The organism is Pseudomonadota bacterium (assembly GCA_039028935.1).
Taxonomy (GTDB): Bacteria; Pseudomonadota; Gammaproteobacteria; order Steroidobacterales; family SZUA-146; genus SZUA-146.
Genome location: JBCCHD010000022.1, coordinates 1 through 23,261, shown reverse-complemented (window position 1 = coordinate 23,261; position 23,261 = coordinate 1). Strand labels below are relative to the sequence as shown.

Annotated in this window: 23 protein-coding genes; 14 read left to right on the top strand and 9 right to left on the bottom strand. The window is 56.4% G+C overall.

All coding sequences use genetic code 11. From position 1 onward, the window contains the following. The first annotated feature begins 83 nt into the window (after positions 1-83). From AAF465_11250 to AAF465_11235, 4 genes are all read left to right on the top strand, one after another. Positions 84-1,187, top strand: coding sequence for a hypothetical protein (locus tag AAF465_11250; protein ID MEM7083300.1), 1,104 nt, complete (start codon positions 84-86; stop codon positions 1,185-1,187). 9 nt (positions 1,188-1,196) lie between these two features. Continuing rightward, a complete protein-coding gene (locus tag AAF465_11245) occupies positions 1,197-3,629 on the top strand; it encodes a LamG domain-containing protein (protein MEM7083299.1) in 2,433 nt (810 codons plus the stop codon). Between the two features lie 21 nt (positions 3,630-3,650). Beyond that, on the top strand, positions 3,651-5,243 hold the full coding sequence (locus AAF465_11240) for a hypothetical protein (GenBank protein ID MEM7083298.1): 1,593 nt from the start codon (positions 3,651-3,653) through the stop codon (positions 5,241-5,243). A 271-nt stretch (positions 5,244-5,514) separates the two neighbouring features. Continuing rightward, on the top strand, positions 5,515-5,709 hold the full coding sequence (locus tag AAF465_11235) for a hypothetical protein (protein ID MEM7083297.1): 195 nt from the start codon (positions 5,515-5,517) through the stop codon (positions 5,707-5,709). 8 nt (positions 5,710-5,717) lie between these two features. Here AAF465_11235 and bfr read toward each other — a convergent pair whose 3' ends face one another. The 3 genes from bfr to AAF465_11220 all read right to left on the bottom strand — a co-directional run bounded on the left by bfr (position 5,718) and on the right by AAF465_11220 (position 8,035). Next, complete coding sequence (gene bfr, locus AAF465_11230) at positions 5,718-6,200, bottom strand: bacterioferritin (protein ID MEM7083296.1); 483 nt, start codon at positions 6,198-6,200, stop codon at positions 5,718-5,720. Positions 6,201-6,323: 123 nt separating this feature from the next. Next, on the bottom strand, positions 6,324-6,548 hold the full coding sequence (locus AAF465_11225; GenBank protein ID MEM7083295.1) for a (2Fe-2S)-binding protein: 225 nt from the start codon (positions 6,546-6,548) through the stop codon (positions 6,324-6,326). A 74-nt stretch (positions 6,549-6,622) separates the two neighbouring features. Further along, the gene (locus tag AAF465_11220) at positions 6,623-8,035 is read right to left on the bottom strand and encodes a PLP-dependent aminotransferase family protein (protein ID MEM7083294.1); all 1,413 of its coding nucleotides are present in this window, start codon (positions 8,033-8,035) and stop codon (positions 6,623-6,625) included. A gap of 167 nt (positions 8,036-8,202) precedes the next feature. On the opposite strand from AAF465_11220, the gene AAF465_11215 reads away from it, so the two are divergent. The 7 genes from AAF465_11215 (at position 8,203) to AAF465_11185 (ending at position 14,164) form a co-directional block, all read left to right on the top strand. Then, positions 8,203-9,252, top strand: a complete 1,050-nt coding sequence (locus tag AAF465_11215) for a DMT family transporter (protein MEM7083293.1) — start codon at positions 8,203-8,205, stop codon at positions 9,250-9,252. Next, positions 9,240-9,887 carry a glutathione S-transferase family protein gene (locus AAF465_11210; GenBank protein ID MEM7083292.1) on the top strand — a complete coding sequence of 216 codons (648 nt, stop codon included), beginning with the start codon at positions 9,240-9,242 and terminating at the stop codon, positions 9,885-9,887. The genes AAF465_11215 and AAF465_11210 overlap by 13 nt, the downstream gene beginning before the upstream one ends. A 112-nt stretch (positions 9,888-9,999) precedes the next feature. Next, positions 10,000-10,341 (top strand): histidine triad nucleotide-binding protein, encoded by a 342-nt coding sequence (locus AAF465_11205; GenBank protein MEM7083291.1) that lies wholly within the window; start codon positions 10,000-10,002, stop codon positions 10,339-10,341. A gap of 260 nt (positions 10,342-10,601) precedes the next feature. Further along, positions 10,602-11,252, top strand: a complete 651-nt coding sequence (locus AAF465_11200) for a response regulator transcription factor (protein ID MEM7083290.1) — start codon at positions 10,602-10,604, stop codon at positions 11,250-11,252. 83 nt (positions 11,253-11,335) lie between these two features. Then, the gene (locus AAF465_11195; protein MEM7083289.1) at positions 11,336-12,112 is read left to right on the top strand and encodes a glycerophosphodiester phosphodiesterase family protein; all 777 of its coding nucleotides are present in this window, start codon (positions 11,336-11,338) and stop codon (positions 12,110-12,112) included. Beyond that, positions 12,109-13,578, top strand: coding sequence for an FGGY family carbohydrate kinase (locus tag AAF465_11190; protein MEM7083288.1), 1,470 nt, complete (start codon positions 12,109-12,111; stop codon positions 13,576-13,578). Before AAF465_11195 ends, AAF465_11190 begins: the two co-directional genes overlap by 4 nt. 49 nt (positions 13,579-13,627) lie before the next feature. After that, a complete protein-coding gene (locus AAF465_11185) occupies positions 13,628-14,164 on the top strand; it encodes an SRPBCC family protein (GenBank protein MEM7083287.1) in 537 nt (178 codons plus the stop codon). Between the two features lie 21 nt (positions 14,165-14,185). Here AAF465_11185 and idi read toward each other — a convergent pair whose 3' ends face one another. The 4 genes from idi to mvaD form a co-directional block, all read right to left on the bottom strand. Then, entirely contained in the window at positions 14,186-14,794 is a 609-nt protein-coding gene (gene idi, locus AAF465_11180; GenBank protein ID MEM7083286.1) for an isopentenyl-diphosphate Delta-isomerase, read from the bottom strand. Between the two features lie 60 nt (positions 14,795-14,854). Beyond that, complete coding sequence (locus AAF465_11175; GenBank protein ID MEM7083285.1) at positions 14,855-17,125, bottom strand: hydroxymethylglutaryl-CoA reductase, degradative; 2,271 nt, start codon at positions 17,123-17,125, stop codon at positions 14,855-14,857. Positions 17,126-17,321: 196 nt separating this feature from the next. Beyond that, the gene (locus AAF465_11170) at positions 17,322-18,371 is read right to left on the bottom strand and encodes a hypothetical protein (GenBank protein MEM7083284.1); all 1,050 of its coding nucleotides are present in this window, start codon (positions 18,369-18,371) and stop codon (positions 17,322-17,324) included. A 21-nt stretch (positions 18,372-18,392) separates the two neighbouring features. Next, positions 18,393-19,403 carry a diphosphomevalonate decarboxylase gene (mvaD, locus tag AAF465_11165; GenBank protein ID MEM7083283.1) on the bottom strand — a complete coding sequence of 337 codons (1,011 nt, stop codon included), beginning with the start codon at positions 19,401-19,403 and terminating at the stop codon, positions 18,393-18,395. Positions 19,404-19,467: 64 nt separating this feature from the next. On the opposite strand from mvaD, the gene AAF465_11160 reads away from it, so the two are divergent. Together AAF465_11160 and AAF465_11155 are read left to right on the top strand one after the other, a co-directional pair. Continuing rightward, on the top strand, positions 19,468-20,400 hold the full coding sequence (locus tag AAF465_11160; protein ID MEM7083282.1) for a farnesyl diphosphate synthase: 933 nt from the start codon (positions 19,468-19,470) through the stop codon (positions 20,398-20,400). A 26-nt stretch (positions 20,401-20,426) separates the two neighbouring features. Continuing rightward, positions 20,427-21,212 (top strand): hydroxyacylglutathione hydrolase, encoded by a 786-nt coding sequence (locus AAF465_11155; GenBank protein ID MEM7083281.1) that lies wholly within the window; start codon positions 20,427-20,429, stop codon positions 21,210-21,212. A 37-nt stretch (positions 21,213-21,249) separates the two neighbouring features. On the opposite strand, the gene AAF465_11150 is transcribed toward AAF465_11155, so the two are convergent. After that, positions 21,250-21,591 (bottom strand): hypothetical protein, encoded by a 342-nt coding sequence (locus AAF465_11150; GenBank protein ID MEM7083280.1) that lies wholly within the window; start codon positions 21,589-21,591, stop codon positions 21,250-21,252. A 109-nt stretch (positions 21,592-21,700) separates the two neighbouring features. On the opposite strand from AAF465_11150, the gene AAF465_11145 reads away from it, so the two are divergent. Beyond that, a complete protein-coding gene (locus tag AAF465_11145; protein ID MEM7083279.1) occupies positions 21,701-22,909 on the top strand; it encodes a Bcr/CflA family efflux MFS transporter in 1,209 nt (402 codons plus the stop codon). A 39-nt stretch (positions 22,910-22,948) separates the two neighbouring features. Here the strand turns inward: AAF465_11145 and AAF465_11140 are convergent. Next, a partial coding sequence (locus AAF465_11140) for a hypothetical protein (protein MEM7083278.1) occupies positions 22,949-23,261 on the bottom strand: 313 nt, incomplete at its 5' end.

Below are 23,261 nucleotides of genomic sequence, written 5' to 3'. Positions count from 1 at the left end.
GACAGAGGGCAAAGATGTCTGTAGCAAATCTTAAAAAAATACGTTTCTCGGTGCGCGCAGGTGCATTGCTTATCGCGATTGGAATGAACGTCGCCACGACGGCTGGCGAACGCGAACAAGCAAAAACGCTGCACGACAGACTGGCTGGCGTTCCACCCACGGCTACGGTACTCAATGATATGGCAGCGGATATCGCGGCCGGAAACGCCCTTAATGCGGCATTTACCGCGATCGATAACCCCAACTTCTACAACGTCACACTCAAGAACTTTGCCGCGCCATGGACCAACCGCGATCAATCCGTCTTTGTGCCGTTGAACGATTACACCGCCACCGTGATCGGCATGGTGCGTGACGATGAACCCTTTAATACCGTCCTGTCTGCCGACATTTTGTATGTCGGCACGTCTGCTGGCGTACCGGCCTATTCGATGACAGACAATGCGCATTACGAGGCGCTTGAAAATCAGAACATCGACTTGAGTAGCGTTCTGCAACGACGAACTCAAAGTCAGATCACCGATTTGCCTGCCAACGCCACGGCGGGCGTCATGACAACGCGCGCCGCAGCGCAGGCGTTTTTTATCGATGGCACCAACCGTGCCATGTTCCGCTTCACGCTCATGAATCACATGTGCAACGATCTGGAACAAGTGAAAGACAGCACGCGACCACCGGATCGCATTCGGCAAGATGTCTCGCGCAGTCCGGGAGGAGACAGTCGCATCTTCCTCAACCGCTGTCTGGGCTGCCACAGCGGCATGGACCCCCTCGCACAGGCGTTTGCCTACTACGATTTTGACGAAACGGTCGACCGCGTGGTGTATCGAGAAGGTGTGGTCGATCCGAAGTACGGCATTAACTCAACGAATTTTGAGCGCGGCTTCATCACGCCCGACGATAGTTGGTCAAATTATTGGCGCGAAGGACAAAACGCCATACTAGGCTGGGACGCGTCCCTGCCAGGCAGTGGTAATGGCGCGAAGTCGCTGGGCGAGGAAATGGCCAATAGCGATGCCTTTGCCCAGTGTCAGGTAACCAAAGTTTTTCGAAATGTCTGCTTCCGCGCGCCGGCCGACACGCAGGATCGGAATCAAATCGACTTGATGGTCAATTCATTCAAGAACTCCAACTACAGCTTGAAGCAAGTATTTGCTGAATCCGCTGTGTATTGCATGGGCGACTAGGAGTAGATGATGAAAAGACTTATTTTTACCATTGGTTTGATTACGTTTGTCGCAGCATGCGGCGGTGGTGCTGAAACCGTTCCTACGCCTGTAATTGACTCACCTCAGGTTTCCGAGTACACCGGCCCTCCGCCGGCCACAGATGATGTGCAGTCCTTTCGCATAAACGTCTGGGACAACCTAAAATCCACGAGCCGGTGTGGTGCTTGCCATACCGAGGAAGGTGGCCAAGCCCCGATGTTTGTGCGCCAGGACGACGTCAACCTTGCTTATGCCGAAGCCACCACATTGGTCACGCTTCAAATCCCCGACCAATCGCAGATCGTGACAAAAGTGGGCGGCGGTCATAACTGCTGGTTGAGCAGTGACGCCGCGTGTGCTGACATCATGACCACCTGGATCACCGCGTGGGCCGGTGACGCCATCGCGGGCGGTGGTCGTGAGATTGACCTCGACGCACCGACGCTTCGCGACCCAGGTGACTCGAAGAGTTTCCCAGACGACCCTGCGCTCTATGCATCGACTATTTACCCGTTGGTAACCACTTACTGCGCGCAGTGCCACAGCTCCGAGTCGCAATTTCCGCAGCAGCCATATTTTGCTGAAGCCAGTATTGACGTAGCCTATGCGGCCGCACGCACGAAAATAGAATTGGATGATCCCGATGCGTCACGATTTGTCGTGCGCCTAGGTAGCGAGTTCCACAACTGTTGGAGCGACTGTCCTTCTGATTCTGGCGACATGCTTGCGGCCGTTAACGCGTTTGCGAATCAAATCGTGCCAACGGAAGTGGATCCGATGCTCGTGACGTCCAAAGCACTCACGCTTGCCGATGGCACGATTGCGAGTGGCGGCAATCGCTATGAAAATAACGCCATTGCAACGTACGAATTCAAAACCCGCACCGGTCTCACTGCGTTTGATACGAGCGGCGTGGAACCCGCGATGAACCTGAATTTATCCGGCAATGTTGCGTGGCTGAGTGCGTTTGGTCTCCAGATAAACGACGGTAAAGCCCAAGCCTCAACCGCCTCGAGCAAGAAACTGCATGATCTCATCAAAGCGACCGGTGAATTTTCACTCGAAGCATGGGTGGTACCTGGCAACGTGAGCCAAGAAGAGGCACGCATCATCAGCTACTCGGCCGGCGTGGATGCCCGCAACTTCACATTAGGCCAAACGCTCTATAACTATGACCTCGCGGTGCGCAGTTCTCAGACCGATGGAAACGGCATGCCCGCTTTGTCTACTGCCGACGCCGATGAAGACCTACAGGCGACCCTGCAACATGTGGTTACCACCTATGACCCGGTTAATGGTGGACGAATCTATGTAAATGGCGTGTTCACTGACGATGTCGACATCGGCGGCGGCTCGCTGGCCGACTGGGACGACAGCTTCGCATTCGTCGTGGGCAACGAAGTCTCTAACGATCGTCTGTGGCAAGGATCTGTGCGGTTCCTTTCGGTACACAACCGAGCGCTCACCGACACTCAGATTCAGCAGAATTTTGATGCCGGTGTCGGCGAGAAATTCTTCTTGCTCTTCAGTGTTGCGCATCTAATCGATGTGCCACAAAGCTACGTGCTTTTCCAAGTCAGTCAGTTCGATGACTACAGCTACTTGTTTGAGGAGCCGCGGTTTATTTCGCTCGACCCCACGGCGAGCCCCAGCGATATCCCACTACAGGGCATGCGTATCGGTCTGAACGGTGCCGAGGTAGACATCAGCCAGGCGTATGCCAATCTTGATGTGATGCTCAATGAAAACGACTTTGTCGCCAGCACGCAGTCACTGTCTCGCCTCGGCACGTTGGTGCCACTTGAAAAGGGCACGGAGAGCGATAGCTTCTTCTTAACGTTTGAGCTATTGGGCGACAACGCCAATGTCTTTACCGAGCCGACGCCGCTGCAGCCGGGCACACCGCCCGATGTCGAACGCGACCCAGCTATCGGCCTGCGTACGTTCGATGAAATCAATGCGTCGATGTCAGTGATAACGGGTATCGCGCAAAGTAATGTCAACGTTGCGACCACGTACACGACCATCCGCCAGCAATTGCCGACTGTGGAGTCCATCGAAGGATTTTTGGCATCCCACCAAGTGGCTATTGCACAGCTGTCGATCGAATACTGTAATGAACTGGTCAACTCCACTGCCGCGCGCAGTGCGTTTTTCCCAGGCTTTGATTTCAGCGCCCCCCCGGCGAGCGCGTTTGCGAACGCCACAGCGCGAAATGTGATGCTCGACCCACTGCTCGACAACGTGTTTGGCGTCGCCGTGACATCCCAACCAGACTTAGCCGCCGCTCGCGGTGAGCTCAATGCGCTCATTGACCGACTTACGACCTGCGGCAGTAGCTGTAGCGCCGACCGAACCGAAACCGTGGCCAAGGCCGCCTGCGCTGCCATGCTCGGTAACGCAGCGGTGGTTATTCAATAAAATTGTAAGAGTCCAATTGAAATGAAAAAACGCACACATTTTAAACGCCATGAACCGCTTCGCCACGCTGATCACAGCCGACCACGAACGCGGCGAGAGTTTTTGGCTCAGGGCTTTACGAGCGGCGCCGGTATTTTAGCCGGTACCACGCTCTATTCGTTGTTTGCCAATCCGCGCAGCGCGCGGGCCGCGCTGTCGGGTGATCTTGAAACATTACGCCAAGACTGCGGCATCGCGGTACAGGGCGCCGGTAAGATCCCATTCATTTCAATTGATTTGGCAGGCGGCGCCAACATCGCCGGCTCGAACGTATTGGTTGGCGGCGCAGACGGCCAACTCGATTTTCTCAGTACCCAGGGCTACAGCAAATTGGGTCTTCCCGGCGATATGGTGCCCGGCGCACCCAATCCCGATACGGGTGTTAACGACTTTGTTAACACAGATCTTGGCCTGGCGTTTCACACGGACAGCGCGTTTTTGCGCGGCATGCTGGAGAAGATCAGTCTGCCGAACTTGGCCAACATGAATGGCGCAGTGTTGCCCGCACGCTCAGAAAACGACACCGGCAATAATCCGCACAATCCCATGTACGGCATCAATAAAGCGGGCGCCGACGGCGAACTGCTCACGCTGATTGGCACGCGAAGCTCAGACTCAGGCGGCAATTCGATGGCACCCGACATGATGCTGGACGCCACCGTGCGGCCCACAAAAGTCGATCGTCCCAGTGACGTCACCGGCTTGGTCGACACCGGCAAGCTAGTGGGCTTGCTCGACCAAAGCGATGCGGTGGCGGTCATGGAGTCGATTCAACGAATCTCCGACATGAAACTCGATCGGGTCAATACTCAGGTCTCGTCCGACGAAGTGTTAAAGGACCTCGTTCGCTGTGGCTACGTCAAAGCCGCTGACCTGAGCGATCGATTTGGCGACCCGAGCACCCTGGACCCTAACTTAGACCCAGAGATCGTCGGACCGAACGGCATCTTTACCCAGGCTGAAATGGATAACGAGAGTCGTTTCCGAAAAACCGCGTCGGTTATGAAGCTGGTGCTCAATGGATTCGCCGGAGCGGGCACTATTGAGATGGGCGGCTACGACTACCACACAGGCGAACGCGCCACGGGCGAAATCCGCGATCTTCTCGCGGGACGCTGCATGGGCGCTTGTCTTGAATACGCAGCACGTCTAAACACACCTCTCATGCTGTACGTGTTTAGTGACGGCTCGGTGGCCAGCAACGGTCGCATTGACGATTCGGTGGACGGTCGAGGCAAGGGAGAGTGGACCGGCGACAATTCCTCCACCGCCGCGTCGTTTTTTATGGTCTACAGCCCCAACGGTCGGCCGCAATTATTTTCAGGCGACAACCGCACGCCTGAACAACATCAACAAATTGGCTACATGCGCCCGGATGCCTCGGTCGAAACGGCGGCGACGCCGGCTGCCAACAACGTCAACCTTCTGGTTGAAACGGTTATTCTCAACTACATGGCGCTACACGGAGATCAGGGCAGTTTCTCTACGCTGTTCCCCACCAATGGACTGGGCAATAGCATGCTGCAAGACAGTTTGACGGCGTTCAATCCAATTGTGAACGGCACGATCGGTTAGCGTTCCTATTTCACCATTCTCGTCATCACGCCCGCGCCGTCCGTCCGGGCTCGGGACGATTTCACTCGGCGCGGTTTGCGTCGAGACGCGATAGTGAGCCACTGACCGGCTCACCCACGCCGAACCCCCAAGGCGGCGCATTCAACACGCGAGTTCACTCGTTACCGGTGTGACCCTAGCGCCCTGATGGCTCGGGGAAAACACGTGGAAAACGCGATACCTATCAACCCGCCTGATCGCACTTTAGTCGGCAGCGTACGATCATGCCGCGATGCCCATAATATTGACGCCCGACGATGTTGGCTCAAACTCAACCCCCGTATTGCCAACGGCACCGACAGCCGGTCCAGCGTTGTTCGACCTCAACGGCGATGACATCAGCCTTCTGTGCTATTTCTCGGTCAGTCGTGCGTGGTTGCTGTCTTCCGGACCAAGTGCGCTGGGCCGATGCGGTGATCGGGGTTAGGCACGGGCCTAACTACTTTCCGAGCTGCCAATTTGAGACTGCTGATAGTTGTGAATACCCACCTTTTCAATCAGTCCTAGCTGCGTTTCCAAAAAGTCGATGTGCTCTTCTTCCGACTCGAGAATGCGCTTCAGTATTTCCTTACTCGTAAAATCCTTTACCGCTTGGCAATGATCGATCGCTGCGGTGAGATCGTCGACTCCGTTTAATTCAAGCGCCAGATCGCAGTTGAGAATTTCTTCGGTGTTCTCACCAATCATAAGACGTCCAAGGTCTTGCAGATTGGGAATGCCTTCGAGGAACAGGATGCGCTCGATGAGCGTATCGGCATGCTTCATCTCGTCAATCGATTCATGGTGCTCAACAGCCGCCAGTTTTGTCAGCCCCCAGTCCTGGAGCATTTTGGCATGCAAAAAGTATTGGTTGATCGCGGTGAGCTCGTTTCTGAGAATCACGTTGAGATGCTGGATGACTTGCTTGTCGCCTTTCACGACTACCTCCTCGATTGCGAGATTTGATCAGGGAGGCAAGTATAGACACCCTTATTGATGACATCAATAAGTGATTGATTTATATAATAATTATAATCTTAACGCGAAGTATTTGCGTTCGCGTCAGGCGCGTCGAATGACGCTGCCAGAAACCGCTGTACTGGCGGACGCGGGAATCGCGGCCATCGCGTCTTTGCCTTCGAGCATGGCACAGCAGGTGGGCGCGCACTGACCGCAGCCCATGGCGACGCCTAATGAATCCTGGAGATCGGACAGGGTTTCGGCGCCTTGGTCGCAGGCTTCCCGCACCTCAGATTCCGTTACCGCATTGCATAAACACACGTACATAGAGTGACGATAAACGATAATGAGAATGATTGTCAATTGTATTAACAATAATCCATTTTCTTATGCAAAACCGCTCATTGGCTCGCACGCTGAACGACGTTTGAGAGCAACGACACGCCCTCGCGAATGGCCGCGTCCGACATCGAAGCATAGCCCAACACCAACGCATGGTCGTCCCGATAGCGCATCGCATACCGCGATACTGGCGTGACGCCTAACCCCACCTCCCGGGCCATGGCGGACACAGTTGCCGCAATAGGCTGGTGCAATCTCACCACGCCGTTTAGCCCCGAATCCGTCCCGGTCAATTGCCCGGGTAATGCAGTGGCGTTTAGCGCATCGCATAGCATTTGGCGTTTATGGGCATATCGTCTACGCATTCTCTGAATGTGGCGCTCGAATTCGCCGTCTTCGATAAACGTCGCCAGCGCGAGCTGCGTGTGGGTATTGGTTTGATAGTCGGTGGCATGACGATACGCCGTCATCGCTTGAATAAGTGGTCGAGCACCAACGGCATAACCAATACGCAAGGCGGGAAACAGTGATTTGGAGAATGTACCGCAATAGAGAATGGAACCATCGTCCACCATCGCCGCCATCGGTGGTAACGGCGCCACGTCATAGCGAAATTCCCCGTCATAGTCGTCCTCGACGATAATCGCATCGTGTTTATGCGCCCAGCGAATCAGCGCTTGCCGTCGCGCCAGCGTCAGTCGCTCACCCGTCGGAAACTGATGCGAGGGGGTGACGTAAACACATCGGGCCTGACGCGTTGGCAGGCGGTCGACTTGAAGCCCATCGGCGTCAACGGGCACCGCATAGAGCTCAGCGCCCTGCGCGGCAAAGGTCTGGCGAGCAAGCGGAAAGCCGGGGTCCTCAAAGGCAACTCGATCGCCTGTGCGTAGGTACACGCCGGCGAATACATTCATCGCGTGCAAAGCGCCGTTGGAGATCAGAATGTTCTCGGCCTCGACATCCATGCCCCGAGCACGACACAAATAGGCGGCAATGGCTTTTCGAAGGGGAAACTCGCCTTGCGGATCCCCGTAATCGAAGGTCGGCGCCCGCCCCGCCGCATCGGCCATCGCTCGCCGCCAGGCCATGCGCGGAAACAACTCGACGGAGGGCTGACACGCCTGAAAGTTAATCCGACCCTCAAACGGTGGGTCGACATCCGCCGGTGGCACGTTCAAGTTAAACCGTCGCGGCTCGGTGTCCAAACGAATCACAGGGTGTCGCGCACACCCCGACGACACATAGGTACCCGATCCCGCCCGCGTTTCCAGATAGCCTTCTGCAATCAGCGTCTCCAATGCCGACACCACCGTGCCCCTGGAAATCGCCAGCTGCTTAGCCAAGCGGCGCGTCGACGGCAACTTGTTGCCCGGATTGATGACCCCGTCGCGCAGCATCTGCCGTAGCTGACGACAAAGGCCCGCTCCAAGATCACCATCGACCAACGGCTCAAAAACGAGCGATTCTTCCACTGTTTCCTCCTTAAGTGGATCACCAATATATCATCAAAGTGGACCAATACTATAGACCAATTAAATCGCATACTGCGGTCCATCACCCCGAGACTCGACCCAATCAGAGGTCAAGATTCGGGTCGCCAGAGCCCGCTTGTTGGTCGATGATGATGCAGGAGTTTGTTATGAACGATACCCATGACACCGGACGCGCCGTATGGATTCAGCTTGTGCTGTTGTCGCTGCTGTGGGGCGGTTCGTTTTTCTTCGCCAAGATTGCATTGGCGGATTTTCCGCCCCTGACGCTTGTGTGGCTCAGGGTGATCTTGGCGTGCATCACGCTCGCGCTCATTATGCGCCTGACGGGTCATGCGTTCCCCAGATCCCCGTCGCTCTGGCTGGCGTGCTTCGCCATGGGCTTGCTCAACAACCTGGTGCCATTCTCGTTGCTGTTCTTCGGCCAATTGCATATCGGCGCGGGCTTGGCCGCCATCTTTAATGCGTTAGTACCGGTTTTTACTGTCGTGGCGGCGCACTTTTTCACGCGCGATGAACCGCTTGACCGATATCGCCTTGGCGGTGTGATGCTCGGGTTTATCGGCGTGGCGCTACTGGTGAGTGGACCAGACGCAACGCACGGGAAGAGCACGACGCTCGAGTTCATCGCGATGATCGCCTGCATTGTGGCGGCCGCGTCGTACGGCTTGGCCGCCGTCTACGGCCGTCGATTCCACGCGATGGGCATGACGCCACTGCAGGTGGCGTTCGGGCAACTCGCTGGCACCTCGGTGATGATGACGCCCGTGGCACTACTGATCGATCAACCGATCGCCCTGCCCATACCCAGCGTGTCGTCCTGGCTCGCGCTGGCAGCGCTTGCCATCGCCTGCACTGGGCTTGCCTACATTTTGTATTTTCGCATCCTGGCCGCCAGCGGCGCGACCACTACCTCACTCGTCGCTTTTCTCATTCCGATCAGCGCAATTGCGCTCAGCGCCCTGTTTCTTGATGAGCGACTGCAGCTCAACCAACTAGCGGGAATGCTCGTGATCTTCGTCGGACTCTGCTGCATCAACCCCGCGATTCGTCGCAATCTGCATCAACGGATGATCACCGGCCGCACACCGATTCGACACCTGCCCTTTGTTCAGCCATCCCTGATTGGAACGCTGCAGTGTTGGTCTCAGCGACGCCATCGTCAAACGGTAAAAGGAACCTCACCATGTCGTCATTGACGCTCATTATCGGCAATAAAAAGTACTCTTCGTGGTCGCTGCGACCGTGGCTTGTGATGAAAACACTGGGTATTCCATTTACGGAGCGCCTGGAGACGTTTGATCATTCAACCAACCACGCACACTTCCGTGCGTTCTCGCCCAGCAAGAAGGTTCCGGTATTGCAGCATGAAACGCTCACGATCTGGGACTCACTGGCCATGTGCGAATATCTTGCGGAGCTGTTTCCTCAGCACGCGCTATGGCCTAACGACCGCACCCAACGCGCCGTGGCGCGCAGCGTCGCCAATGAGATGCACAGTGGGTTTTTGGCGCTACGCACGGAATGCCCCGTGAATTTTGCGCGTCCGGTCGGCGCACTGGCGCTCAGCGACGACTGCCACCGCGACATTAAGCGCATCGAATCGCTCATCGACGATTGCTATGCGTCGCATCAGGACGACTATCTGTTTGGCACATTCGGAATTGCCGATGCGATGTTGGCACCGGTTGTGAATCGCGTGCGTACGTACGCACTCACTCGCCACCCGGCGGTGATGCGTTTTTGCGATGCCATCGAAGCGTTACCCGCCTGGCAGCAGTGGGCGAAAGACGGCGCGGACGAACCTTGGGTGTGCGACATCGTGGAATTTTGATCGACCTTGGCTGGGCCTTACGAGCGTTTGCCCGCGCGGCGAGTATTGGCCGAGGGCGTGTTCAAGTCGATCACAAACTGCTAGGTTAGGCGCATCACAATTGGAGATTCGCATGACCTTGTTCGAGAAAATTATCGCGGGCGACATTCCCGGTGACTTTGTTCATAAGGACGATCAGGTTGTCGCGTTTCGCGACATTAACCCGGTGGCACCCACGCACATTCTGATCGTGCCACGCAAACCTATCCCAACGGTAAATGACATCCAGGATGACGATGCGCCGCTAATCGGCCACATGTTTACGGTCGCACGTGACCTAGCGAAAAAGGAAGGCATTGCTGAGGACGGCTTCCGTACGATCTTCAACTGCAACCAACACGGCGGCCAAGAGGTCTATCACCTTCATTTGCATCTGATCGGCGGCCGCCCGCTCGGCAACACCGGCTGGAATTAGCATTGTACCGCGGGCTGCATGCCGAAGAACCCGCGCGATGCGTCAGGGAAAATACCTACTTACTTGATTAGACAGGTAATTCGTTTAACTTAATCCGCGAACTTTTTGCGGTAAAAATATCCCAAATTGTGTAACACAGGGATTAGTTGAGGTATATTCTAAGCGTAGTTCCTAATCCGTCATTGCCCGATTCAAAGCATAAGGAATTCGAATCCACTTAGGCGATGACGATGTAAAACAGGTGTTGCAAAGGACTCGCTATGTATTCTGTTGTTATTATCGACCGTCAAAAACTGTTCCGACATGGACTCTCCTCCATCCTCAATGAACAGAGCGATCTCGAGGTCACGGGTCGCGGATCATCTACCACCGAAGCCATTAATCTCGTTCGCGAGCATCAACCCGACGTGCTCGTTATGGAAGTGCCCGAATCGGGACACGAATGCCTACGCGCAACTCGGCAAATATCAAAAGAGATGCCCGGCGTCAGGATCATGGCGGTGTCACCCTACTCCGATCCGTGGCAAGCGCAGCAGGCGTTTCGCTCTGGCGCGCGTGGCTTTCTGTTGAAGGAAAGCTCGGGCGAACAAGCGGCCAGCGCGGTTCGCCAGGTAGCGGTTGGCGGTCGCTACATCGATAAATCACTCAATTCGGTTGAGATTCATCAAGAAGACAAGAAAACCGATCGGCCACCAGCGAATGTCCTCACCAAGCGCGAAATCCAAATCGTGACGCTCATTGGCGAGTGCTACAAAACCTGGGAAATAGCCGAGAAGCTCGGCATCAGCGGCAAGACCGTGGACAGTCATCGCAAGAACATCATCGATAAGCTCAACATCCACACGTTGGCCGGCTTAACCCGATACGCGATTCGACACGGACTGGTCGAGCTCTCACGCGCCGAACGCTAAGCGCCCGTCCGCCCCGTCGCCCCCTCTTCGCACGCGGCGCGTTCGGGGTACACTCCTGACACCCCCTTTTCAGGAGTGTCACAATGAGCAACGAGCCGCACCCGCCGTTACCTTGGCAATTTCGCCACCAACCTGCACTGGTGGCCCATCGCGGTTTCGCACAGTGGTTTCCTGAAAACACGTTGACCGCAATGGCGGCGGCCGTCGATGCCGGCGCTGCGTTTCTCGAGTGTGACATCCAGCTATCGAAAGACGGCGTGCCCTTTCTTATGCACGATGCCGATCTGATGCGCACGGCAGGCATCGATAAATCGGTATTCGATCTCACCATGCAGGAGCTCGCAACGATCAACGTCGGCGAGCCCGAACGTCTGGGTGGGCGGTTCAACGTGCGACCCACGACACTCGAACAATTGTGCGTGCATCTCAATCAATGGCAGAACGTGCACACGTTTATCGAAATCAAGCGCCAGAGCGTTGAACACTTTGGCCTCGAGACGGTGATGAGCCGTGTATTCGACGCAATTCAAACCCTCGTCGCGCCCTTCACTATTTTGTCCTTTCGAAACGATGTGGTGACCTACACTAACGCCCACACGGCGTTTAGTACCGGTTGGGTGATACGCGACTGGAATGCCGACAGTCTAGCGCAGCTCGACACACTGAAGCCGGAATTTGTCTACTGTAATTACACCAAGATCCCCGCGGATCTTACGTTACCGGAGGGACCTTGGCATTGGGTGCTCTATGAGATCACGGACGACGCAACCGCGGCACACTGGCGAGCCCGAGGCGCGGCAATGATCGAGTCGATGAACGTCGGCAAACTGTTGGCCGGCCCCCTACTAGGAGCGCCATGAGCGAGCCACTGTATTTAGCCTTGGATCAAGGCGGTCATTCCAGTCGAGCACTGGTACTTGATGCCATCGGTAACACCGTTGCCAAAGCCCAGGTACCCATTCATACCAACGCGCTCAGCGACGTGCGCATCGAACACAAACCAAAGGAGTTGGTCGACTCGCTGCAAGCGTGTTGCAACGCCATTGCGATCACGCTTGGCAGCGATACGCGGCGCATCCAACAAGCCGGGCTGGCAACACAGCGTTCATCAATTGTGTGCTGGCAGCGATCAGACGCCAAGCCACTCACGCCGGTGCTGTCGTGGCAAGACCGCCGCGCAGCCAACACGATCGCGCGCCTATCGGATCATCGGCCTCTAATCGAGTCACTCACGGGGCTCGCCATGTCGCCTCACTATGGCGCGAGCAAATTGCACTGGTGCCTGGATAACGAGCCAAGCGTAAAAACGGCTTATCGTGAACAGAACCTCACGATAGGGCCGCTAGCCAGTTTTCTCGCGCGCGCGTTAACCGGCGGAGACGACGTGTGCGATCCGGCTAACGCCAGTCGCACCTTATTGTGGAATCGGCACACCCGCGGCTGGTCTAAACGCCTCTGCGCGCTCTTCGACATCGACATGACCTTACTGCCTTCGAGCGTACCAACTCGCTATCCTTATGGTGACCTATCGCTTGGCGATCACCGCGTACCGCTGGCACTCTTAACCGGCGACCAGTCGGCCGCAATCTACGCGTTTGGTGCCCACACGGATGGCGCCGCCTATATAAATTTAGGCACTGGCGCCTTTATGCAGGTGCCGATCGGTGCCCAAACGGCTGATGTGGCTGGCCTACTCAATAGTGTGGTCTTTGAGGGCAACCAGCAACTCGAGTACGTGCTAGAGGGCACGGTCAACGGTGCGGGGCGTGCGCTGTCTTGGTGGAGTGAACGCCATGGCTCTGACCCAAAAACATTAGTGGGTACCGCACTGGACTCGCTAACACACAACACAGACCTCCACGCGCGAGTGCCGGTATTTCTAAATGGCGTGTCCGGACTCGGCTCACCGTACTGGTTAAGTGAGTTTAACTCGCAGTTCATCGACACGCAGTCCGGTGACGTACTGAGCGCCCCCGACGCGCAAAGCGGCGTGATCGCCATTCTCGACAGCATTGTGTTTTTGTTGAACGCCAATCTCGAGGCGGCGGCAGCGCATACCGGCGCGTTGCAGCAGCTGATTCTGACCGGTGGCCTCGCCACGGTGGATTATTTGTGTCAGAGCTTGGCCGATATTAGTGGCAGCTCAACGGCACGCTCGACGCTGCGAGAAGCGACGGCCAAGGGCGTCGGGTTTTTATTAAGCGGTGACACTCAATGGCCGGGGCCGGCGGATCTGACGACCTTCGAGCCGGGCGATCATCTGGCACTGCGTCACCGTCATAGTCTGTGGGTTGACGCCATGCAAAACGCAACGCGCGCGACGTGAGCACCGTCGCAGTGGTTTATACTCAGTGCTTTCAGTTTGGGGAATCATCATGAAACTGTTGAAATGGATGCTAGCCTTAGTCATCGCGCTGGTAACGGCCGTATTTGTCGCTGGGCAATTCGTGTCCACCACACTCGAAGTTGAGCACTCAACTACCATCAACGCACCGCGAGCGCAGATCTTCGACGAACTCATTCGCATGCGTTCATTCAATTCGTTCTCTCCTTGGTATGACCTCGATCCGGATGCCCAGTATTCGTATGAGGGCCCCGAATCGGGCATCGGATCGAAAATGAGCTGGAAAAGCAACGACCCGAATGTAGGCAATGGTTGGATGCAGATTGCCGGTCTTTCCGGGCGCGACAAAATCGACATGACGCTCGGTTTTGACGGATTCGATGGCGAAGCAAAAAGCTGGTATCTGCTTGACGAAATGAACGCCGGTACGCGAGTGACGTGGGGTTACGCAAGCGACATATCGTCACCGTTCTTCCTGCGCTTCATGGGACCGTTCATCCAGGAACAGATCACCAAAAACTACGAGGATGGCTTGGCCAATTTGAAAACGAACATGGAGTCGCGCTAGACAGCGCCAGAGCGTTGCCGCTTAGAATTGGTCGCGCTTGGCGTCGCGCACGAGCGGATAGCGTTTGCGCAGTTGCGCCCACTCCAGTTTGAACCACGGCGTGAATTGCTCGGGCGAATCGAGCAGTTCGCGTTCAATCTGCGCGACCGATACCCAGCGACAGGCCGCAATCTCCTGGCGATTGGGCTTAACGATCGGATCGCACACACCCGCGTATACCCAACACAGTTCGTGCTCCGCGCCCAGATCGCCAAACGTCGCGTGATATTCGAATTTGTATAAGTAATCGACCTCGCAACTGAAGCCAACCTCTTGCTCCATGCGTCTTTGTGTCGCCTGCTCCATCGTCTCGCCACGCCGCGGGTGACTACAACAGGTGTTGGCCCAGTAAAGTGGCCAAAGACGCTTAGTCGCACTGCGTTGCTGCAGCAGCAGCTCGCTATTTGAGTTAAACACGAAAACCGAAAAGGCCCGATGCAAAATACCGGCCTCGTCATGGCAGCGGCCCTTCGACGCAAAGCCGACCTCCTGGTCGCTCGGGTCAACCAGAATGAGTTGTTCGGAGTCAAACGACACAACCTTATCGTGATCGTTAGAGAACACCGGCTGCTTTTTACTTGCTTCTGACAATCTTATGACCCATTTTCTAGGATTACGGCGACGCTCACGACTTCATCCGAGCATCGACTATTATCCATCACCCAATGTGAAGGCGAGGGCACGATAGCCCGCCTTTTGCATGGCGCCGATGACCTTCGTCGCATCGTTTACGAGGGCAATCATGGCACCACCGCCACCGCCCCCCGTAAGCTTAGCGCCCAGCGCGCCGTGATCTCGTGCGATTTGAATCAATTCTTCCAATTCGACACACGAAACCTGCAATCCGTTCAAATAACCTTGGCAGACGTTCATGAGCGCACCCAGGGTGTGCCAATCACCGGCCGTCAGGGCTTCGGCGCCTTCACGTGCTAAGGCATCCATCTCGTCAAACATGCGTTCATAGCGCTCAGGCTGACTTTGCCACGCTTCCTCGACCCGACGTACGGTGGTAGCGGTGAGGCTCTCGACACCGGTCATGCCGACCACAATCGTCATCGGGGACCCGATCTCAACCGACTGCACACTGGGCGGCGAGCCACGACGAAACAACATCGGCGTGCCAAACGTCGCCACCGTATTATCGACACCGGAGGGCTTACCATGTGCGATCTTCTCCGATTCAAACGCCAGCGTATTGATCCGCTCGTCGCTCAGCGCCAGCTGATAATAATCGCTTAGCGCTCGAATGATGGCGACAGCGATTGCTGAAGAACCGCCCAAACCCATGGCGCGCGGCACCGTTGGTGATACCTCAAGGGTCATGTCCTCGTCGGCCAGACCTAAGCGCTCGAGAATAAGCGCAGCCGGCTTCTCATACGAGCGACGCTTATCGGGATCTTTTTCGAGATAGTAGTCGACGCCCCAATTGGGAATACTCAGCCGTACACCATCGTCACCGGGCTTGACCCGCGCACGTATTGCGAGCGGCACCGGCAGCGCGAGTGCATGTCGACCGTACACGACCGAGTGCTCACCCAGTAAGATGATTTTGCCATGTCCCACCGCCCCTTCCTGTGCAATCGTCGTCGGGGCAGCCACAGCAGACGGCAACGAGGCGTCGGCGGACCCATCGAGTTCACGGCGCGCCGCGTCGACCAGTTCGCGCGCCTTCCAGATCTTAATCTCTCGACTGGTCAACAACCCATCCACCACCCGATCAAAGATGTCGCTACCGGCACCTGCCGCCATGGCGACGCTTCGAGCGTGAAGCGTCATATGACCTTTTTGAATGCCGTCAGTGGCCAACGCTTTGATGGCGGCAAAGTTCTGCGCCAAGCCAACGGCCCCCATCAGTTCGGCCAGCTCCGTCGCTGACCGGACGCCCGTCATGCGCAGATTCATCGCCACCGTCGGATTGGATTGTAATGGCCCACCAACGATTCCTACTTTAAGCGGCATTGTCAGCGAGCCCACCAGATCGCCATTTCGATTTTTGCTCCACGAACTCAGGCTCGTGTAGTGCGTGCCGCGCGCGGCATAAGCATGCACTCCCGCCTCCACCGCGCGCCAGTCGTTGCCGGTGGCGATGACCAGCGCATCCACGCCGTTCATGATGCCTTTGTTGTGCGTTGCGGCCCGGTAGGGATCAACCCGCGCGAACTCGCTGGCGATGATCACTCCATCACGCACTTGCTCGCCACTGAAGTCCTTACCCCCCAACGCCTTCACCGGAATCGTAGCGCGCGCCGTCACCATCGAGCGATCGGTTAAGTTGGATAAGATCCGTAGAAACACTTTGCCGCCGGTTATTTTCTCGACCAGCGGCGCAACGGCCTCGCACATGGTATTCACAAGGTTAGCGCCCATGGCATCACACGTATTAACCAGCAAATGCATGACCAGCATGTCACCGATCTCGTTGCCAGTTGCGTGCGTGTACACTTCTATATCGTCCGCCCCACCGCCTCGCGCAACCATATTCGGATGCATACTGTTGGCGAGATTAAGAATCTCCGTTTTGTTCTCCAGCAATCGTGCGCGGGCCTTCTGAATATGAGGCACACCGACCACCTGCACTTGCCCAATCAAAATAGGATCGGTACTGGATGTCTGAAACCCACCGGATTCGCGAACCGTCTTGGCGGCGGAACTCAGCGCCGCGACGATCGACGGCTCTTCCACAACGAGCGGCGCCACATAGTCTTTACCGTTGACCAAGAAATTTAGCCCAAGGCCAACCGGCAAGCCCATCACACCGATGACGTTTTCGATCATCTTATCAGCGCCATCGAGCTTGAGCGTATGCTCTCCGCTCGACAGTGCACGATAGTCCGATTCGTCAATAATGCCGCGATCACGCACCGCCTCGACGCGCTCTTTCATCGACATCTTGTAGAAACGAGGTATACGAGACTTGTCCAAATTACTGTGTCCTGATGGGGCGGCGGATTAATCGCGCCGCAATATTGTAACCGGCGCCCGAATCAATCACTAGCGGCTCCCGGTCATGCTCCACGATCTCACGCGATCGATCGCCACCGCAGAAGGCTCCCGACGTCGCATACGGCATCGATTGGACCAATTGATCACCGGAGCCTATCGATCGGCGTAGGCGCGCTCAGAGACGGTGACAGGGGCGGCCAACGCCCAGTTTGAGAGCGTTGCCCATGCCCTTCTGAGCCGCGGCGGCAAACTGATTTAGGGCGCGCTTATCGTGGCTAAACGCCACACCAAAATCGCCGTTCCCTGCGCCACTGGGTTTGTAGACGACGTGATGCTCGGTCGCCAACCTCTGTAATGACCGATGCTCGGCACTCACGATGTCAACACCGACTTTAGCGCCAAATTCGGCCAAAGTATGGGCGTAATCGTGACAGATACGGACAAAGGTACCGACGTCACCCTCCTCGAAGGCGTCGCTACCTGCCTGTGCCAGCGCCAACAACGGTGACACGGCCTGAGTAAAGGCGCCCGGATTTTGCCGCTCGAAACGACTCAACACCGCCAACGCACTGGCGGTCGAAGCTGGTCGACCCACCCAAAGCGTGGCGCAATGTAAGCCATCCGGCCAAGCGACGGCGCGCAGGTCGGGTAGATGTTTGCCCGTCACGCGTTGAAATCGATAGTGCCCGCCCAACACTCCGGCGCCCAAATCGGCACCACTCCCACGACCGTTTTGAAACGCACGGTGAAGGGTGAACGCCAATTCGTCCAAAGGCTGCGCGCTGGGCAGGTCGGTGTCGCGTGTATAGTCAGTAAACGCGCGAATCAGTGCATGGGTAACCGCTGCACTGGAGCCCAATCCGAGTTTGCGGTCACCATAGAACAACTCGCGACTATCGATGGTGCATCGGCACTTGCCCATGCGCGCCTGGATTGTGCCTGTTTGCGCTAGTCCACCAAGCACGAGAGTAACGAGTGAATGCTCGGGCCGGGCGTTAACAAACACCAGCTTATCGTCCCAGTTCGCATTGAGATCGGGCACCGCTAGTCCGCGACTCACGACCTCAATGTCACTGGCCATTGGGTCAAGCACCGGCTCAACGCGAACGTGCACATAACGATCAACCGCACGCACGATAGCCGGTGCGCCAAACAGCACAGCGTATTCGCCGAGCAAAAACAGCTTGCCCGGCGACTGCACACTCACCGCGGATCGAATCGTCAACGCATCACGCCTAACATACTGCTACACGAATGCGGCACGGGCACCCAGCCCAAGACCTGTCTTCAACACGCGGTGCACGCCCTCAGTCCGGGCCAGCGCCTCAGCGACGGCCTCGGTCGCCTGCGGCAGACACACCGCTTTGATCTGCGGCCCGGCATCAATGGTAAAAAAGACTGGCAGCCCGGACGACCTTAACGACTGCACCGCGTGCACACAGCGGGTCGTCGCGTCGTTCCAATAGACCAAGCCGGGCCTAGCAGACAACATTAAGCCGTGCATCTTAAGACAGCTGTGCTCGGATACCGCCGCCAGCGCGTCAAAATCTCGTGCTGCCACGGCAGCCAATGCGCGCTCAATATCGCCCTGCTGCGACTCGAGCCAAGTGGGATAAAACGGCGATGTCGTGCGTGTGCGCTCCATGCCGTCGGTCGATGAAATCGACTTAGCCTCCTCAGACGTAATGGCAACGACCACTTCAAGCGGCCAGTCGTTGACGGCCAAAACAGGTGACGCTACCGCATCGCTGCCATCAGCCGCCTGCCCACGATGCATATGGGCAAAGCCCTCAAACAGCGAACGCGGCGCCGATCCTGAACCGCGACGCGCTAACACCGACAACCGCTCCATCGACAGGCGTGTCGCAAACGCCTCATCAAGCGCCACCACCAGCGCCGCAAATCCGGACGCTGACGAGGCCAGACCTGCGGCGGTCGGAAAGTTGTTATCACTGGTTACCGCCACCCCAAATTGGGTAGCAGAGGCCTCTCGAAAGGCATCCGCCAGCGAGCGTAGCTTATGCTGTTCACTCTTGCTGCCGGATCGATCGTTGAGCTTTAACACGTCTGGCCCGTCGGTCAACATAACCGATGTGGTGGTGGTCAATGTGTCGAGCGTGATAGACAGTGAGTCGACGGCCGGTAAATTAAGCTCGGCGTCGCGCTTGCCCCAATACTTAACGAGCGCGATATTGGGATGGGCGACGGCCGTTGCCGTGCGCCCGTTTTCTAAGCGGATTGGGTCGATGACATTCACGCGAGCAGTCTACCGCGAACGCCTATGACTTGCTAAAAAACACGCCTGCCCGGACAATGCAGGCATGCCTGAACATGATGCCGACCCGTCTACCGCCACCGCCGTATCACCGTTTGCCTCACGCGTCGATCACTTTCGATCACGTATCGATCGGTATCTTGATGAGGTCATCCCCAATGGGGCGACGTTTCCAGAACATTTGCACAAGGCGATGCGCTATTCCGTGCTAGGGGGCGGCAAGCGGGTCCGTCCATTGCTCACCTACGCCTGCGGCGAAACACTCAGTCTCGACCCGGATTTACTGGACGCACCGGCCGGCGCAGTTGAACTCATTCATGCGTTTTCACTGGTACACGACGACTTGCCCGCCATGGATGACGATGCCCTGCGCCGAGGACGACCCACCACTCATATTCAGTTTGACGAAGCCACGGCCATACTCGCTGGTGATGCGCTGCAAGCACTCGCGTTTGATCTATTGGCCTCTTCGACGGCACTCGACCATCAGCCCTATTCGCGCATTCGTATGATGCGCAATTTGTCCAGCGCGGCAGGCTCAACAGGCATGACGGGCGGACAAGCGCAGGATCTCATGGCAGAAGGGAAACAGCTCGAACCTCACGAACTGCAGCTCATGCACGAACGCAAAACGGGCTACCTTATTCAAGCCGCCGTGATGATGGCCTGCGATGCGAGTGAAACACTTGGCGATGACGAGCGCGAGGCGATTCAATGCTACGCCGAGCGCATAGGGCTTGCGTTTCAAGTATGTGATGACATTCTGGATGTGGAAAGCACGACCGAGACTCTTGGTAAACCACAAGGCTCAGACATGGCCGCAAACAAAGCCACGTATCCCTCGGTGCTCGGCATGGCCGCCGCCAAATCTCATCTTGAGTCACTCTACCAAGAATCCCTCGCCGCGCTGCAAGGTTTGCCGTTCGACACAGCACCTTTGCGCTTCATGGCCGACTACATTACCCGGCGCAATCACTAACTTACTCCATCGGTCGACGTTGCATCATGAAAATTGAGACGCTCTGGGTCAACAACCGTTATCGCAACTTCAACTATCTCATTGTTTGTGAAGAAACGGGTGAAGCACTGGCCATTGATCCGCTCGATCACAAGCAGTGCTTAGCGGTTGCCAAGCGAGCCGGTTATAACATTCGTCAAATACTCAACACGCATGAACACTGGGATCATATTGGCGGCAACGATGCCATTGTCGCGGCCACCGGCGCACAAGTATTGGCGCATCACAACGCCGACATTCAAGGTCAGTCTGAGGGATTACGCGCAGGCGACTCGCTGCGCGTGGGGAAGACGGTGGAACTGGAGGTGATGGACACCCCCGGTCATACCATGGCGCACGTGTGCGTCACCGCACACGGCGATCGATCCGCCCTGTTTTGCGGTGACACTCTGTTCAACGCAGGGGCGGGTAATTGCCATAACGGCGGCCATCCCGATGCGCTGTTCACGACGTTTGAACAGCAGCTGCATCGTCTCGACGAACACATGTCCATCTACCCTGGCCACGACTATCTGGCCAACAACCTGCAGTTCACCCTCGATCGCGAACCGGACAATGAGGAAGCCCGGGTATTGCTCGAACTTGCGCTAGACATGGACCCGACCGCACCGTTGGTGACAACCATTGCGCTCGAACGCAAGGTCAACACCTTTTTTCGCCTCGAAGAACGCACCATCATTGACAAGTTGTGCGAAGAAGACGCCACGATGTCGCCACACGCTGATCCACGGAGCGTGTTTTTGAAGCTGCGTGAACTACGCAATCACTGGTAGCGTTCAATCGCCACCGGATGGCGGCAAAACCGGTGGGTTACTGTGCGTCGCGGTACGCGCCGAGCGCGGTATTGAACTGGTCTGCGACCTGCTCCATGGCATCGACCGCCGCGTTGTAACGCATTGAGTAAATGCTTTGCTGCTCTTCGGTTAACTCATCGCCAGCAGCGGCCTGCTTTTCGTCTAGACAGGTAAGATACCCCTCGATAGAACTTACGAACGATTTCACTTTGCCTTGCGTCGCGATCATTTCTTCTTTCGTGGCCTTGGCACCATTGGGCACCACAAAATCCGCATCTCCAGGATAATCACAGGCCAGCGAGGTCACAGCAATCGAGGTGACCGCAACAGCAAGCAAAGATCGAATTATTTTCTCCACAAAATACTCCTCAAAGTGGATAATCTGGGCCTCATTATAGAGGCATTTATCACCCGCCCGCCATCTTCGAACCCCTACGTAACATTCTTTTATATTTCATAGAGTTGACATGTCTAACCAGGCCAAAGAAACCCTCTCGGCAGGGCGCGCCACCCTGTTGCTTGCCGGGCTGATATCGATAAGGCCGTTTGCCATCGACGCCTATTTGCCAGCGATGGGGGCGATGGCGCTGGAATTTGGCACGACGGTACACGCCTTGGAACGGTCAATGGGGTCGTTCTTTCTGGGCGTGGCGCTGGGCAATCTGCTCGGTGCGCCGGTGTCGGATCGCATCGGTCGAATGCGACCCACCTTGTGCGGCATCGCGATTTTTGTCGTTGCGAGCTTTGCGATTACACGCGTGGGAACGGATGCGCAGTTGACAGTCTGGCGCTTTATCCAGGCGTTCGGAGGCGGGGTAGCTGTGGTGAACGCGGCGGCGATTGTCCGCGATCTGTTTGATGAGGTGGAGAGCGCCCGCCTATTCGCCAACATCGCGGTGGTCATGATGATCGCGCCGCTAGTTTCGCCATTGATCGGCGCTTATTTACTGGAGGCGTTTGGCTGGCCGGCCATTTTTCTATTTCTCGGGCTCTACGGCATTCTGGTCGGCACGCTGCTCGCGGTGCTTATGCCCGAGACTCGCTTCTTGCGCCGCAAACCCGTCGCCAGTAAGGGTTATCAACACGTGCTCGCGTCCTTATGGAGCAACGTGCTGGCCTTTTCACTCGCCTTTAGCTCAGTCAGCTTCTTCTTATATTTGGCCGACTCATCGTTTATTTTTCTCAAATTCTATGGCCTTTCCCCCACCGCCTTCGCGTGGCTGTTCGGCGCCGGCGTTTTAATGCTCGCGGCCGCTCACCGCATTAACCACCGTTTGTTGGTGGTTTTTAAGCCAAGGCGTTTGCTGCTGTACTGTATCCCAATACACTCCATCAGCGCCGCGTTCACTTTGCTGTACGCGTTGTTGGGCGCCAGCAACATGTGGCTCATGTACACGCTCATCATGCTGACCGCAAGTCTTACGCAGATTATCACGGCGAATGGATTGGCGGTGTACCTCGCACTGCATCCGGACCACACCGGTAAAGCCAACGCGATTATCGGTGCATTACGTTTCGGAATAGGTGGCATATTTGGCGTAGCGCTGTCTGTTTTTCACTCGAATAATCTACAGACCTTCGGCGTACTGACGTTCGCGTCGTCATTGATGGGGCTGGTGCTGTTTACGCTCTGTCGTACTCGAAGCGACATTTTTTCCCGTTCAAACACGACGTAGCCACATCATCGGTCAAGAAGCGTCGGTAACCGACCACAACTAGAAGTCAAAGACATATCCAATCTTCATAAATAAACCGCGTTCCTGAATCTGCAAATCAGGGCGGCCATCATTGGCGTCAGCCAAGTCTGAATACCCCAGGAAAAACACGGTGCGCGGGTTCACTTTGTATGAATAAAGCAACTGTTTGTTAAAGTCCTTGCTCCGGGTTCGAGGCGGCGCGTTCAGCGTAAGCGCATCCCCAGCGGGCTTGCTTTCAACATCCTGATACTGCGCCGTCAGCCGAAGAAAGCTTCGCGCACTGAACTGGTAGATAAAGCGTAGATCGGTCAGGTTTGCGACACGATCACGT

Bases quoted from the DNA above. Each gene is read 5' to 3' on its own strand.
- AAF465_11250 (MEM7083300.1), top strand. From the start codon at position 84: ATGAACGTCGCCACGACGGCTGGCGAACGCGAACAAGCAAAAACGCTG.
- AAF465_11245 (MEM7083299.1), top strand. From the start codon at position 1,197: ATGAAAAGACTTATTTTTACCATTGGTTTGATTACGTTTGTCGCAGCA.
- AAF465_11240 (MEM7083298.1), top strand. From the start codon at position 3,651: ATGAAAAAACGCACACATTTTAAACGCCATGAACCGCTTCGCCACGCT.
- AAF465_11235 (MEM7083297.1), top strand. From the start codon at position 5,515: ATGCCCATAATATTGACGCCCGACGATGTTGGCTCAAACTCAACCCCC.
- AAF465_11225 (MEM7083295.1), bottom strand. From the start codon at position 6,548: ATGTACGTGTGTTTATGCAATGCGGTAACGGAATCTGAGGTGCGGGAA.
- AAF465_11215 (MEM7083293.1), top strand. From the start codon at position 8,203: ATGAACGATACCCATGACACCGGACGCGCCGTATGGATTCAGCTTGTG.
- AAF465_11210 (MEM7083292.1), top strand. From the start codon at position 9,240: ATGTCGTCATTGACGCTCATTATCGGCAATAAAAAGTACTCTTCGTGG.
- AAF465_11205 (MEM7083291.1), top strand. From the start codon at position 10,000: ATGACCTTGTTCGAGAAAATTATCGCGGGCGACATTCCCGGTGACTTT.
- AAF465_11200 (MEM7083290.1), top strand. From the start codon at position 10,602: ATGTATTCTGTTGTTATTATCGACCGTCAAAAACTGTTCCGACATGGA.
- AAF465_11195 (MEM7083289.1), top strand. From the start codon at position 11,336: ATGAGCAACGAGCCGCACCCGCCGTTACCTTGGCAATTTCGCCACCAA.
- AAF465_11190 (MEM7083288.1), top strand. From the start codon at position 12,109: ATGAGCGAGCCACTGTATTTAGCCTTGGATCAAGGCGGTCATTCCAGT.
- AAF465_11185 (MEM7083287.1), top strand. From the start codon at position 13,628: ATGAAACTGTTGAAATGGATGCTAGCCTTAGTCATCGCGCTGGTAACG.
- AAF465_11160 (MEM7083282.1), top strand. From the start codon at position 19,468: ATGCCTGAACATGATGCCGACCCGTCTACCGCCACCGCCGTATCACCG.
- AAF465_11155 (MEM7083281.1), top strand. From the start codon at position 20,427: ATGAAAATTGAGACGCTCTGGGTCAACAACCGTTATCGCAACTTCAAC.
- AAF465_11145 (MEM7083279.1), top strand. From the start codon at position 21,701: ATGTCTAACCAGGCCAAAGAAACCCTCTCGGCAGGGCGCGCCACCCTG.